The sequence below is a fragment of the Pseudomonas sp. FG6 genome (assembly GCF_057809015.1).
Map to the genome: position 1 here is coordinate 1 of NZ_JBMDJD010000029.1, position 13,807 is coordinate 13,807.

Consider the following 13,807-nt stretch of genomic DNA (forward strand, 5'->3'; position numbering starts at 1 on the left):
GCTCCGGGCGGCGATCCGACGAAGAGACCAGCAGCAGCGATGAAATCCTGAATCAAGCCCCCACCCAAGCCTGCAAACTCAAATGCGCCCGCTCCCCCGGTGCCAGGCACACGCTGTCGGTGCCGCCACTGGCCGCTTCGACGCAGACAAATTCATTGACCTCATCCCAGCTCACCCCCAGCAGCGGGCGCGCGCCGGGATGCCAGACCACGGTGTCGGCGCTGTCGCCGGTGTCGATGCACAACTCACGCTGCCAGGCGTGGTCCTTGAGCTGCAATTGCCCCTCATGCTGGAACACCCGCTGACAGCCACCCTCGACCCGCAACTCGCCTTGCTGCTGGCAAACCGAGCGGTTCAACTGATCATAACCATGCGCCCCTTCGAGCCCAGACAGCGCTACCTCACCAACGTCACCAATACGCCAGTAGGCATGCAAAGCCTGGCTCAACTGGCAAGGCAGGCTGTCTTGATGCTCGGTGCTCAGGCGCAACTCCATGCGTTCCCCCAGGTCGGCGTGCAGATCCACTTGCCAGTCACAGAGTTGCAGTTGCCAGTGCAGGTGCACACCGTCCTCATCGCTACGACTGTCGAGCAGCTTCCAGTCGATCAGGCGTGCCCAACCGTGGGACGGCCAGGCGTTTTCGCTGGGATGACGGCCATACCAGGGCCAACACACCGGCACCCCGCCACGTATCGCGCCGACTTGCGGCCACTTGGCCGCACACCACAGCCAGGGTTTCTGGCCACGTGGCTGAAAATGCAGCAATTGCGCACCCTGGCGACTGAAGACCGCCTGGCACAGCGGATGATCGATCACCAGCACATCACGCTGGCGATAGCGCTCCCACGCAAATACCGGGCGCTCGCGCAAGGATCTGAAAAAGCGTTGTAGCGGGTGCTCATGCATGTGCCGCGGTCCTGGAAATCATTCAATACTCAATTTTCTACGGCACGTTCTTGTGGCAAGAGGTTGGACTATGGGAGCAAAGCTTGCTCGCGAAACAGACGCCTTCTATATGAGAGACCGCATCGCCCCAATCGCGGGCAAGCCTTGCTCCCACAGGTTCTGCGTTAGCCACCACGCCTCACAAAAAAAAGCGGACAGCCTTGGCCGTCCGCAAATATGCGCACATAGAGAGGAGCTTATCGCAACAGCGTTAGAACACCGACTGAATTTTCAGGCCGGCCACCAGGGCGTTGTCGACTTCATCCACACCGCCTGGGTGAGTGATGTATTGCAGGTTGGGACGTACGGTCAGCCAGTTGGTGACGTGGACGCCGTAGTTGAGCTCGTAGTTGTACTCAGTGCTGCGCAACGGCGCGAACAGCGGATCGTTGTAGTCGGTGACACCATTGGCCGCGTTGGTCAGCTCAGCGTTTTTCTTCACGTCATCGTTGACATGGATCCGCGAGAAGCCGATCCCGATGTCATCTTTAGGACGCGCGTCGAACGGCCCCTTGTACACGAACATCAGCGACTGATAGTTGTCGACGAAGTTGGTGTCCTTGTCATGGAAGGTCGCGTTGGCCGCGATGTTCAGACCGCGTGAGGCGTCACCGTCGTGGGTGGTGAGTTGCTGCTGCGCGACGAACCAGTAGCCGTGCTTGCTGTTGTGGCTGCGGTAGGCATTACCGGTAGTGGCGGCATCATTGCCATTGTCGTCTTCACGCACGTCATTGGCATCAGCCGTGCTCTTGTAGTAACCGACACGGTATTCGCCCGGCAGGTTGTTGACCTTCGGCGACCAGACCAGTTCGACCGGAATGACCGTACCCTTGGTGCCGCTGCCGCTGAGCTTGAAGCCGTTGCCGTGCTCCAGCTGCGAGGGGTTCTGGTTGTACGCACCGATCTGCGCATAGAACTCAGGCGTGATGTTGTACTTCACACGAAGTGCAGCCTGCATGACCGGCCAGTTGTACCAGATGCCGGTCGCCCAGTTACCCGCCTGGGAACCGCAGAAGGCCAGGTTCTGGAACTCGCAAGGGAAAGTGTTGAAGTCTTCGCCTTCGCCGAAGTAACCGGCCTTGACGTCCAACTTGCCGTCGAGGAACTGGTGCTTGATCCACAGTTGGGTCAGACGGACCATGTGACCACGGCCGTAGACTTCCTGCGAGGAGCTCAAGGTGCCGGCACGCGGGTCGCCAACACGGTCGTTGGAGATGTTTTCACCGTTACGGTTGGTCAGTTGGATCTTGGCCTGGGTGTTGTCCCAGCCCCACAGCTTTTCAAGGTCCAGCGCCACTCCCAGGCCGAACTGGTCGGCGTAACGCGCCGTCTTGTCGTTGTTGTAGCCACCGTGCAGGTTGCCACCCACTTCACCGACATAGTCAGCCTTGATGTCGATACCTTGCTCGATCAGTTTGGTCCGCTCACCACCCCAGTCGCCCGTCATCCACTGCGAATCGGCGCTGAACGCGTCGGCCGCGTGTACGCTACCGGCCAGCATCATCGCCGCAACGGCAGACAACTGGCAGATGAGCTGGGCGTTGTTTTTCTTCTTCATCCCTACATCCTCGTCTTATTGTTATTAACTGTTTTTATCTAACGCGGTTTACAACGATTGCGACGAGCCGTTACCTGCCCCTCGCATACTCCCTGTGAGAGCTTCCACAACCCAGCCCTCGCATTCACAGCTTCAGCGGCCCTTGAACTGCGCCACGTTGTCGGTCCGCGCTTCAGCCTGCGCTTGGCCAGCCACACCCAGGCGCTCACCGGTACCGGCATCAAATAGTAATACTTTTGAAGGATCAAATTGAAGCGTCATCGTCTCCCCTGCCTGTGGAGCCACGTCCGGCGCGAGGCGGCAGCAAACCTTGGTGTCATTTAGACTGACAAATACCAGGGTATCCGGGCCGGTAGGCTCGGTGACCTGAACCTCGGCACGAATGGTCGGCAAGCCGTTTGGCTCGTTGCCAGCCAGCACGATCTGTTCCGGACGCAAGCCCAGGATCACTTCGCGATCTTCCAGACCGGCGTCCTGGATACCCAACGGCAGCTCGCAACGAGCCTGGCCGCTATCGAGCAGCGCCAGCAGGCGACCGTCCTTGCGTTGCAGGCGCAGCGGGATGAAGTTCATCGGCGGCGAACCGATGAAGCTCGCCACGAACAGGTTGGCCGGGTTGTTGTAGATGTCTTTCGGCGTACCGAACTGCTGGATGATCCCGTCCTTCATCACCGCCACTTTGTCGCCCAGGGTCATGGCTTCGATCTGGTCGTGGGTCACGTAGACCGTGGTGGTCTTGAGGCGTTGGTGCATCAGTTTCATTTCGGTGCGCATCTCGACCCGCAGCTTGGCGTCGAGGTTGGACAGCGGTTCGTCGAACAGGTAGATCTTCGGTCGCCGCGCCAGTGCCCGGCCCATGGCCACGCGCTGCTGCTGGCCACCGGAAAGCTGGCCGGGCTTGCGATTGAGCAGGTGTTCGATCTGCAACAGCTTGGCCACGCGAGTGACTTCCTCGTCGATGGCCGCCTGGTTCATCTTGCGGATCTTGAGGCCGAACTCGATGTTCTCCCGCACGCTCATGGTCGGGTACAGCGCGTAGGACTGGAACACCATGGCGATGTCACGGTCCTTCGGGCTCATGCCGCTGACATCCTGGTCGCCGATCATGATCGCGCCACCGGTGATGGTCTCCAGCCCGGCGATGCAGTTCATCAGCGTCGACTTGCCGCAACCCGAAGGTCCGACGAGGATCAGGAACTCGCCGTCCTTGATCGACAACTCGATGTTCTTCAGGGTGTCCGGCAGGCCGGCACCGTAGGTCTTGTTTACATTGCGAAGTTCGAGCGTTGCCATGATTACCCCTTGACTGCGCCGGCGGTGAGGCCGCGCACGAAATACTTGCCTGCGATCACATAGACCAGCAGGGTCGGCAGCCCGGCGATCATCGCCGCCGCCATATCAACGTTGTATTCCTTGGCCCCGGTGCTGGTGTTGACCAAGTTGTTCAGCGCCACCGTGATGGGCTGCGAATCGCCGCTGGAGAACACCACGCCGAACAGGAAGTCGTTCCAGATCTGGGTGAATTGCCAGATCAGGCAGACCATGATGATCGGGGTGGACATCGGCAGGATGATTCGCCGGAAGATCGTGAAGAAACCCGCGCCGTCCAGTCGTGCCGCCTTCACCAGCGCATCGGGAATGCTGACGTAGTAGTTGCGGAAGAACAGCGTGGTGAAGGCCAGGCCGTAGACCACGTGCACGAACACCAGGCCGGTGGTGGTGCTGGCCAGCCCCATCTTGCCGAGGGTGAACGAGGCCGGCAGCAGGACGGTCTGGAACGGCAGGAAGCAGCCGAACAGCAACAGGCCGAAGAACAACTGCGAACCGCGAAAGCGCCACATCGACAGCACGTAGCCGTTCAAGGCACCGATGGCGGTCGAAATCAGCACCGCCGGGACGGTGATCTTGATCGAGTTCCAGAAGTAGCCGTCGACCGTGGCCCAGGCCTTGACCCAGCCAATGCCGCTGACCACGGTCGGCCAGCTCAGCAGGTTGCCGGTGCTGATGTCTTCCGGGGTCTTGAAGCTGGTCAGCAACATGACCAGCAGCGGCACCAGGTAAAGCAGTACAGCGAGGATCAGCACCGCGTAGATCGCGATGCGACTCAGGCTGATGGCAGGTTTGGCAGCGAGACTAGTCATGACGCTTGGTCCTCAGCTCGGAGTACAGGTAAGGCACGATGATCGCGAGAATCGCACCGAGCATCAGGATCGCACTGGCCGAGCCCATGCCCATCTGGCCGCGACTGAAGGTGAAGGAGTACATGAACATGGCAGGCAGGTCCGAGGAGTAGCCCGGGCCGCCGGCGGTCATCGCGGCCACCAGGTCGAAACTCTTGATGGCGATGTGCGCCAGGATCATCACGGCGCTGAAGAACACCGGACGCAGGCTCGGCAGCACCACTTTCCAGTAGATGTGCGGCATGCTCGCGCCATCGATCTGCGCAGCGCGGATGATCGATTGATCGACGCCCCGCAAGCCGGCCAGGAACATCGCCATGATGAAACCCGACGCCTGCCACACAGCTGCGATCACCAGGCAATACACCACACGGTCCGGGTCGATCAGCCAATCGAGGCGAAAGCCTTCCCAGCCCCAGTCACGCAGCAACTTGTCCAGGCCCATGCCCGGGTTGAGCAACCACTTCCAGGCCGTACCGGTGACGATCATCGAGAGCGCCATCGGGTACAGGTAGATGGTGCGGATGAAACCTTCGCGGCGGATGCGCTGGTCCAGGAACACCGCCAGCAGCACGCCGATCACCAGGGTGATGCCAATGAACAAGCCACCGAAGACCGCGAGGTTCTTGCTCGCCACCCACCAGCGATCGTTGTCCAGCAGCCGTGCGTACTGCGCCAGGCCTGCCCATTTGTAGTTCGGCAAGAAAGTCGAGGTAGTGAACGACAGAACGAACGTCCACAGGATGTAGCCGTAGAAGCCCACCAGGACGATGAACATGCTCGGCGCCAGCACCAGTTTCGGGAGCCAGCGCTGCAATGCATCGAACGGCGAGGCCTTGCTGAACACAGCAACAGAACTCATGGGAAGATCCACTACAAGAGATAAGGATTACAAAGGCATTTCCTGTGGGAGCGGGATTGTGTGGGAGCCGAGCTTGCTCGCGATGAAGGCACCTCGGTCTTTCCAATGACCGCGTTATCGTTCATCGCGAACAAGCTTTGCTCCCACAGGCTCGCTCACACAGGGAGGAGGCCTGCGGTGCTAACGATTACTTGGCAGACTGGACCGCGGCGCCAAGCTTCTTGGCGGCATCGGCAGGGTCGGCTTTCGGGTCGTTGATGTAGTTGGTCACCACGTCAAAGAACGCACCCTGCACCGCCAGCGTCGTCGCCATGTTGTGCGCCATGCTCGGCTGCAGGCCGCCCGTCTTGGCACCGGCCAGGAAGTCCTTGGCGGCGGTCTGGGCGCAGGAGTCGAAACCGTATTGGGTCATGTTGCCCAGCATGTCGTTGCGCACCGGGATCGAACCCTTGTTGATGCTGAAGACTTTCTGGAAGTTCTCGCCCAGCACGACCTTGGCGATGTCCTGCTGGCCGGCCGCTGTGCCCTTGTCCTTCTGCTTGAACACCGCCAGGGAGTCGATGTTGTAGGTGAAGGCCTTGTCGGTACCCGGGAAGGCGACGCACTCGTAGTCCTTGCCGGCGACTTTCTTCGCGGCGGTCCACTCGCTCTTGGCCCAGTCACCCATGATCTGCATGCCGGCCTTGCCGTTGATGACCTTGGCCGCTTCCAGGTTCCAGTCCTGGCCTTTGCCATCGGCGTCCATGTAGGTCGCGACTTTCTTCAGCTCGGTCAGCGCCTTGACCATTTCCGGACCGGTCAGGGCCTTGTTGTCCAGGTCGACCAGGGCTTTCTTGTAGCCATCGACACCCATGACCGAGAGCACCACGGCTTCGAACACGGTGCTGTCCTGCCAAGGCTGGCCACCGTGGGCGAGCGGGATGAAACCGGCGGCCTTGAGCTTGTCGCCGGCGGCGTAGAATTCCTGGAGGGTGGTCGGTGGTTTTTCGATGCCGGCTTTCTTGAAGACTTCCGGGTTGATCCACAGCCAGTTGACGCGGTGGATGTTCACCGGCACGGCGACGTAGTCACCGTCGTACTTCACAGTGTCGGAGACTTTCTTGTCGAGCAGGCTGTCCCACTTCTCCTGCTTGGCCACGTCCTTCAGGACGTCGGTGTCGAGCAGCCCGGTGGAGGCCCACTCCTGGATGTCCGGACCCTTGATCTGGGCGACACCCGGTGGGTTGCCGGCCACGGCGCGGCTCTTGAGCACGGTCATGGCAGTGGAACCGCCACCACCGGCGACAGCGCCGTCCTTCCAGGTAAAGCCATCTTTCTCCACCTGGGCCTTGAGCACATCGATCGCGGCTTTTTCACCACCCGACGTCCACCAGTGGACGACTTCCACGGAACCTTTGGATTCGGCGGCAAGGGTGCTGACAGGAAAGGCTGCGACGGGAAGCAAAGAAGCAAGAGAAATGACAGTAGCGAGGCGAGAAATCGCATTCATCTGGAATTACCTTCTTGTTGTTATGCATGCAAGTCTGGTGCTTGCGCTGCATGGATTCTAATCAGGGGATATCCCTAGGCAGGTAACGAAGGGACGTGCAAATGTCACGGCATGGTTACACAGGCGCCGGCCCGGAGAGCTGCGCCAGGGCCGTCGCCATGCTGGGGGCCAGGGGCAAGCGCGGGATCAGCACCGCCTGCCAGGCGTGGTACAGGTCCGGTTTGCCCGGCCAGATGTCGGCGCTCGGGCGGTTTTGCGGGTCGAGTTCGTGATGCCAACTGCCGTTGCAGCGGTCGATGAAATGTGTGTCGCAGAACTCCCAGAAGCGCCGGTACCAGGCTTCGTACCTCTGCTCATCGGTGCGCTTGAGCAAGGCGCTGGCGGCAGCCGCCGCTTCGGCGTGAACCCAATGCAGGCGATGGCGAACCACGGCGCGGTTGTCCCAGTCCAGGGTGTAGACGATGCCGGGCGCGCCATCGACGTCCCAACCATGGCAGCAGTTCTGCTCGAACAGTTTCTGCGCATCCTGGACCAGCCAGCCCGGGGTCAGCATGCCGATCCGCACCCGTGCAGCCTCAAGGTGCAACAGCAGACGCGCCCATTCGAAACCGTGGCCGGGCGTGGTGCCGTAGGGACGGAAACCGTCGGCGGGATTGTCGTGGTTGTACTCGCGCAACGGTTGCCAGTGGCGGTCGAAATGCTCCACCACCAGGTAGTCGTTGGCGGCGGCGTGCCCGTGGATGACCCGCTCGACGATGCGCAGGGCACGCGCCAGCCAGCGCGGATCATCGGTGACATCGGCCAGGGCCAGGAAGGCTTCGGTGGCGTGCATGTTGCTGTTGGCGCCGCGATACGCCTCGTCCTCGCTCCAGTCGCGATTGAAGGATTCGCGCAGCGCGCCCTCCTCCTCACACCAGAAATGCTCGTCGATGATCCGCACCGCCTCGTCCAACAAGGCTTGCGCGCCGGGACGCTGGGCCACGGCTGCGGAGCTGGCGGCCAGGGCGACGAAGGCATGCAGGTACGCGGCCTTGCCGGTGTCGCCGTCAGCCGGTTGCGCGGTGGCGAACCAGCCACCGTGCTCGGCGTCGCGCAAGGGGCCGCTGAGGGCCTGGACGCCATGATCGACCAGTTCGGCGAAGCCCGGCAGGCCCTGGATGTGGGCCATGGCGAAGCTGTGGGTCATGCGGGCGGTGTTCATGGTTTCGGCGCGAGCGTCGACCGGCAGGCAGCCTCGCTCGTCGAGGTTGCCAAAGCCGCCAGGCAGCTTCGACGCCTTGGCGAACGCCAGCAGCCGCAGACCTTCGGCGGCGAGCCATTGCTGGTGGGCAGGGGCATTCAGCCAACTACTGAAGGCCGGTTGGAAGGTGTCCATCGGGGAGTACCTTTTTTGTTGTTTTGACGCAGGGAGTCTAAACAAGGGGTGGCGAGAGGCAGGTAACGAAAGGGGCGCGTTATGTCACCAGCTTGTGACATTTATCTGGGAGATGGGTTGAGGCTACTGGCGCCATCGCGAGCAGGCTCGCTCCCACAGGGTTTGGCGGTGAACACAAAAACGGTGAACACCCTCAATCAGGGTGGGAGCGAGCCTGCTCGCGATGAACGATAACGCGGTTTAACTAATCGACACTGCGGGGCAACTGCAACGTCACCCGCAACCCACCCTCACGCAGGTTCTGCAAGCTCACTTCCCCACCATGGCTGTGGGCGATGTTGCGGGCGATGCCCAGGCCCAGGCCATAGCCCTGCTGCTGCCCGGCCAGGCGAAAGTGCGGTTCGAAGACTTGTTCCAGGCGTTGCTCCGGCACGCCCGGCCCTTCGTCGTCGACGTGGAGGATGAAGGCGCTTTCATCGTCATCGATGTGCAGGTGGGCGTTCTGCCCATATTTCAAGGCGTTGTCGATCAGGTTGCCGATGCAGCGCTTGAGCGCCAGCGGCTTGCCCGGATACGGCGCCAGCGCCCGGCCGTCCTGGGTCACGCGGCCGTTGCCGTTGGGCGCCAGGTAAGGTTCGACCAGGCAATCGAGCACATGGTTGAGGTCCACCGGCTCGATGTTCTCGTGGATGTCGGTGTCCTTGACGCATTGCAGCGCGCCTTTGACCAGCAACTCCAACTCGTCCAGGTCGCGGCCGAACTTGGCCTGCAGGTTTTCGTCTTCCAACAACTCGACCCGCAACCGCAGCCGCGTAATGGGTGTGCGTAGGTCGTGGGAGATCGCACTGAACAACTGGCTGCGTTCGGTCAGGTAGCGGCTGATGCGCTCACGCATGGCGTTGAACGCCCGCCCCACTTCCACCACTTCGCTGCCGCCGCCCTCGGCCACCGGTTGCACTTCGGCGCCCAGGGACATGTCCCGTGCGGCCCGGGCCAAACGCTTGAGCGGCCGGCTTTGCCAATGCACCAGCAAACCGATGAACAGCAGCAACAGGCTGCTGGTGAGCACGATGAAGCCGACCTGTTGCTTGGGCAGGTCTTGCTCTTCAAGGCTGGTGTAGGGTTCGGGCAGCAACGAGGCGATGTACAGCCATTCGCCCGGCGCCATCTGGATCTGCGTCACCAGCACCGGCGGGTTCACCGGCTCCAGGGTCAAGGCGTAGTGGGCCCACGAACGTGGCAACTCGTCGAGCTTCAGCCCGGCGTTGAAAATCCGCAGGTCGTCAGGGCTGACAAAGGTGACGGAGATGTCGGCGTTACTGCCCAGGGAGCGACGCAACACCTCATCCACGGCCTTGATCACCGCCAGCTTACGCGGCGTGACGGGCAGCACATCCATGCCCAGGGGTTTGTCGTTGAGCGTGACGACGAACCGCGTGCCGCCCATGCTGCGCAGTTGATCGAGCACCAGCGGCCGGTAAGCCACCGGCAGCGAGCGCAGGTAACTGACACTGGCCGTCATCGAATGGGCGAGGCTGCGGGCGCTGGTGACCAGGCCTTCGAGTTGGGTCGCCCGCAGTTGCGAGACCCAGATCAGGCTGGACAGGGTCTGGGCGAACAGCACCACCAGCAACGTCAGCAGCAGCATCCGTCCCAGCAACGAACGCGGCACCGGCACCCGGCGGGCCAGTTTGCGCCAATCAATGGCCATTGCTGGCAACCACGCTGGCCGCCAGCTGATACCCGCTGCCACGCACCGTGCGGATCAGCCGCGGCGGCTTGTCGGTGTCGCGCAAACGCTGGCGCAGGCGACTGACCGCCATGTCGACGATACGGTCCAGGGGCATCAGCTCGCGACCACGGGTGGCGTTGCCGATGGTGTCGCGGTCGAGGATTTCCTGGGGATGGTCGAGGAACAACTTGAGCAGGGCGAAATCGGCGCCGGAGAGAATCACTTCTTCGCCGTCGGTGTGGAACAGCCGATGGCTGACCATGTCCAGGCGCCACTCGTCGAAAGCCAGCACTTCGCCGCCCTGGCGCTCCTGACCGAACTGCGCGCGACGCAGCAAGGCCTTGATGCGCGCCTGCAATTCACGGGGGCTGAAGGGCTTGCCCAGGTAATCGTCGGCGCCCAGCTCCAGGCCGATGACCCGGTCGGCCTCGTCGGAACTGGCGGTAAGCATGATGATCGGTACATGGGCCTGGCGCGGATGCTGGCGAACCCAGCGGCACAGGCTGAAGCCATCCTCGTCGGGCAACATCACATCGAGGATCACCAGATCGCTCGGCGCATCGTTCAACGCCTGGCGAAACCCCGCGCCGTCGGGCGTGGTGCGCACCTGAAACCCCGCGCGGCTGAGGTAAGTGTCCAGCAGCTCGCGAATCTCCTGGTCGTCGTCGACCAACAAAATCGATTTGTTTACTGAACTCACGGGGCCGCGTCCTTGTTGTTTAGGTTGGGCGGATTATGCCTGAGGGACGGAATCTTCAAACACCACTAACTCCCACAGAGGACCACCTCTCAAACTGGGTTCGACTGCTCCAACGCCACCCCCGCGCCCATCAGCCCGGAGTACGGTGCGGTCACCAGCCACACCGGAATGCCCTTGAAGTAATCGCTCATGCAACCCTTGTCCGCGAAGCAACGGGCGAAACCGCTTTCGAGGAAGAAATCGGCGAACCGCGGAATCACGCCACCGACGATGAACACGCCGCCACGCCCGCCAACGGTCAGCACGTTGTTGCCGGCCACGCGGCCCAGCCAACGGCAGAACTGTTCGAGCACTTCCAGGGCGATGGGGTCGCCGGCCAGGCCCGTCGCAGTGATGGATTCGGGGGTGTCGAGCACCGGCTCATGGCCGTCCACCGCGCAGATGGCCCGGTACACCCGCGGCAGACCACTGCCGCTCAGGGCGGTCTCGGCGCTGACATGGCCGATCTCGTTGTAGATGTGTTGCCACAACTGGGTTTCCCGCGGGCTGCTCATCGGCAGGTCCACATGACCGCCCTCACCCGGCAGCGCCGCAAAACGGCCTTCGCCCAGGTCCAGCAGCGTACCGACGCCCAACCCGGTGCCCGGGCCGATCACCACCGCCGGACGCATCGGCTCCGGCGTGCCCTCGCACACGACCCGGTACTCACCAGGACGCAAACGGGTCATGCCCAGGGCCATGGCCGAGAAGTCGTTGACCAGCAACAACTGCTCCACCTGCAAGGTCTCGCAGAACGCCCGGTTGCTCAGGCGCCAGTGATTGTTGGTGAAGCGAAACTCATCACCGCTCACAGGCCCGGCCACCGACAGGCACACCGAACCGATGGCGCCCGGAGCCATGCCCAGGCCATTGAGGTAAACCTTGATGGCGTCTTCCGGACAGGCATAGTCGGCCGTCGCCAGCACCTGGATGTTTTCCAGGTTGTGGTTCTTCCACAACGCGAAACGTGCGTTGGTCCCACCGATGTCACCGACCAGGGCCAGTTTCAATTAATTGTCTCCAGGGCAGCAGTGAAGGCGCTGGCGCCCTGCTCCGCCGAGCTGAACGCCATGCGCATGAAACCGAACAGCTCGCGACCGGTGCCGATGTTGTTGCCCAACAGGCCCTTGGCAGGTTCGCGTGCAGCGAATTCGTCGGCGTCCACCTTCAATTCCAGGGTGCCGTTGACGCCATCGACGCGGATGATATCGCCCTCCCGCACCCGGGCCAACGCGCCGCCGACATAAGCTTCGGGGCTGACGTGAATGGCCGCCGGGATCTTCCCCGACGCGCCGGACATGCGTCCGTCGGTGACCAGCGCCACCTTGAAACCGCGATCCTGCAGCACACCAAGGAACGGCGTCATCTTGTGCAATTCCGGCATGCCGTTGGAGCGCGGCCCCTGGAAGCGCATGACCGCGACAAAATCCTTCTCCAGCAGCCCGGCCTTGAATGCGTCGGCCAGGTCCTGTTGATCCTGGAAGACCATGGCCGGCGCTTCGACGACCTGGTTTTCCAGGGCGACCGCAGAGACCTTCATCACCCCACGGCCGAGGTTGCCCTCCATCACCCGCAACCCGCCTTCCGGCGAGAACGCGCGGGCCACCGGGCGCAGGATATTTTCGTCGAGGCTTTCGATCGGGCCGTCGCGCCACACCAGTTCGCCGTCTTCGAGGAACGGCTCCTGGGTGTAGCGACTCAGGCCAGGCCCCATCACGGTATTGACGTCTTCATGGAGCAACCCGGCTTCCAGCAGTTCGCGGATCAGGAACGACATCCCGCCCGCCGCCTGGAAGTGGTTGATGTCGGCCTTGCCGTTCGGGTAGACGTGGCTCAGGGTCGGCACCACCTCGGAGAGGTCGGCCATGTCCTGCCAGGTCAGCTGGATGCCCGCCGCCATGGCGATGGCCGGCATGTGCAGGGTGTGGTTGGTGGAACCGCCAGTGGCGTGCAGCGCGACGATAGAGTTGACCAGCGAACGCTCGTCGACGATTTCGCCGATAGGCATGAAGTTGCCGCTCTGCTTGGTCATGCGCGTCACCTGGAACGCCGCTTCGCGGGTCAGGGCGTCACGCAACGGGGTGTTCGGGTTGACGAACGAAGCGCCCGGCAGGTGCAGGCCCATCACTTCCATCAGCAGTTGGTTGGTGTTGGCGGTGCCGTAGAAGGTGCAGGTGCCGGGGCTGTGGTAGGACTTCATCTCCGATTCCAGCAGCTCTTCACGAGTGGCCTTGCCTTCGGCGTAGCGCTGGCGCACGTCGGCCTTTTCCTTGTTGGAAATGCCCGAGACCATCGGCCCGCCCGGCACGAAGATCGTCGGCAAGTGACCGAAGCGCAGCGCACCCATCATCAGGCCCGGCACGATCTTGTCGCAGATGCCGAGCATCAGTGCACCGTCGAACATGTTGTGGGACAACGCCACCGCCGTGGACAGCGCGATCACCTCGCGACTCGGCAGGCTCAGTTCCATCCCCGCTTCGCCCTGGGTCACGCCGTCGCACATGGCCGGCGTGCCGCCCGCGAACTGACCCACCGAGCCGATTTCACGCAGGGCTTTCTTGATCTGTTCCGGGAAGGTTTCGTAGGGCTGGTGGGCCGAAAGCATGTCGTTATAGGACGACACGATGGCGATGTTGGCGGCGTTCATCATCCGCAGGTGGTGCTTGTCTTCGCTGCCGCAACCGGCCACGCCGTGGGCGAAGTTGGCGCATTGCAGCTTGCCGCGCATCGGACCGTCGCTGGCTGCACCACGGATCAATGCAAGGTAAGCCTGGCGCGTGGCGCGGCTGCGGGCGATAAGCCGTTCGGTGACCTCAAGAACGCGGGGATGCATGTGTAGAACTCCAGGCTAACGGGTGTGGCGACCTGATTGTCTATGCTGGTCAGAACCCGCTGCGCACATCAGGCGACAAGCGGCTTACCGACC

The 13,807-nt window shown here is 62.3% G+C and carries 11 protein-coding genes; all 11 read right to left on the reverse strand.

Annotation, left to right across the window (positions count from 1 at the left end):
- Nucleotides 1–52: 52 nt before the first annotated feature.
- Nucleotides 53–907: a D-hexose-6-phosphate mutarotase gene (locus ACODSJ_RS18355; RefSeq protein WP_489103083.1), complete on the reverse strand. Its 855-nt coding sequence runs from the start codon at nucleotides 905–907 to the stop codon at nucleotides 53–55.
- A 250-nt stretch (nucleotides 908–1,157) separates the two neighbouring features.
- Nucleotides 1,158–2,504 (reverse strand): carbohydrate porin, encoded by a 1,347-nt coding sequence (locus tag ACODSJ_RS18360; protein WP_489103084.1) that lies wholly within the window; start codon nucleotides 2,502–2,504, stop codon nucleotides 1,158–1,160.
- A 132-nt stretch (nucleotides 2,505–2,636) separates the two neighbouring features.
- Nucleotides 2,637–3,797: an ABC transporter ATP-binding protein gene (locus ACODSJ_RS18365; protein WP_489103085.1), complete on the reverse strand. Its 1,161-nt coding sequence runs from the start codon at nucleotides 3,795–3,797 to the stop codon at nucleotides 2,637–2,639.
- A gap of 2 nt (nucleotides 3,798–3,799) precedes the next feature.
- A complete protein-coding gene (locus tag ACODSJ_RS18370) occupies nucleotides 3,800–4,645 on the reverse strand; it encodes a carbohydrate ABC transporter permease (RefSeq protein ID WP_489103086.1) in 846 nt (281 codons plus the stop codon).
- Complete coding sequence (locus ACODSJ_RS18375; RefSeq protein WP_489103087.1) at nucleotides 4,638–5,546, reverse strand: carbohydrate ABC transporter permease; 909 nt, start codon at nucleotides 5,544–5,546, stop codon at nucleotides 4,638–4,640. Before ACODSJ_RS18375 ends, ACODSJ_RS18370 begins: the two co-directional genes overlap by 8 nt.
- Nucleotides 5,547–5,733: 187 nt before the next feature.
- Nucleotides 5,734–7,035, reverse strand: coding sequence for an ABC transporter substrate-binding protein (locus ACODSJ_RS18380; protein ID WP_489103088.1), 1,302 nt, complete (start codon nucleotides 7,033–7,035; stop codon nucleotides 5,734–5,736).
- A gap of 115 nt (nucleotides 7,036–7,150) precedes the next feature.
- A complete protein-coding gene (locus ACODSJ_RS18385) occupies nucleotides 7,151–8,410 on the reverse strand; it encodes a D-mannose isomerase (protein WP_489103089.1) in 1,260 nt (419 codons plus the stop codon).
- Nucleotides 8,411–8,654: 244 nt separating this feature from the next.
- Nucleotides 8,655–10,121, reverse strand: a complete 1,467-nt coding sequence (locus tag ACODSJ_RS18390; RefSeq protein ID WP_489103090.1) for an ATP-binding protein — start codon at nucleotides 10,119–10,121, stop codon at nucleotides 8,655–8,657.
- Nucleotides 10,111–10,842, reverse strand: coding sequence for a response regulator (locus ACODSJ_RS18395; RefSeq protein ID WP_489103091.1), 732 nt, complete (start codon nucleotides 10,840–10,842; stop codon nucleotides 10,111–10,113). The genes ACODSJ_RS18390 and ACODSJ_RS18395 overlap by 11 nt, the downstream gene beginning before the upstream one ends.
- Before the next feature lie 89 nt (nucleotides 10,843–10,931).
- The gene (locus ACODSJ_RS18400) at nucleotides 10,932–11,891 is read right to left on the reverse strand and encodes a glucokinase (protein WP_489103092.1); all 960 of its coding nucleotides are present in this window, start codon (nucleotides 11,889–11,891) and stop codon (nucleotides 10,932–10,934) included.
- Nucleotides 11,888–13,714 carry a phosphogluconate dehydratase gene (edd, locus tag ACODSJ_RS18405; protein ID WP_489103093.1) on the reverse strand — a complete coding sequence of 609 codons (1,827 nt, stop codon included), beginning with the start codon at nucleotides 13,712–13,714 and terminating at the stop codon, nucleotides 11,888–11,890. Before edd ends, ACODSJ_RS18400 begins: the two co-directional genes overlap by 4 nt.
- Between the last annotated feature and the right edge of the window lie 93 nt (nucleotides 13,715–13,807).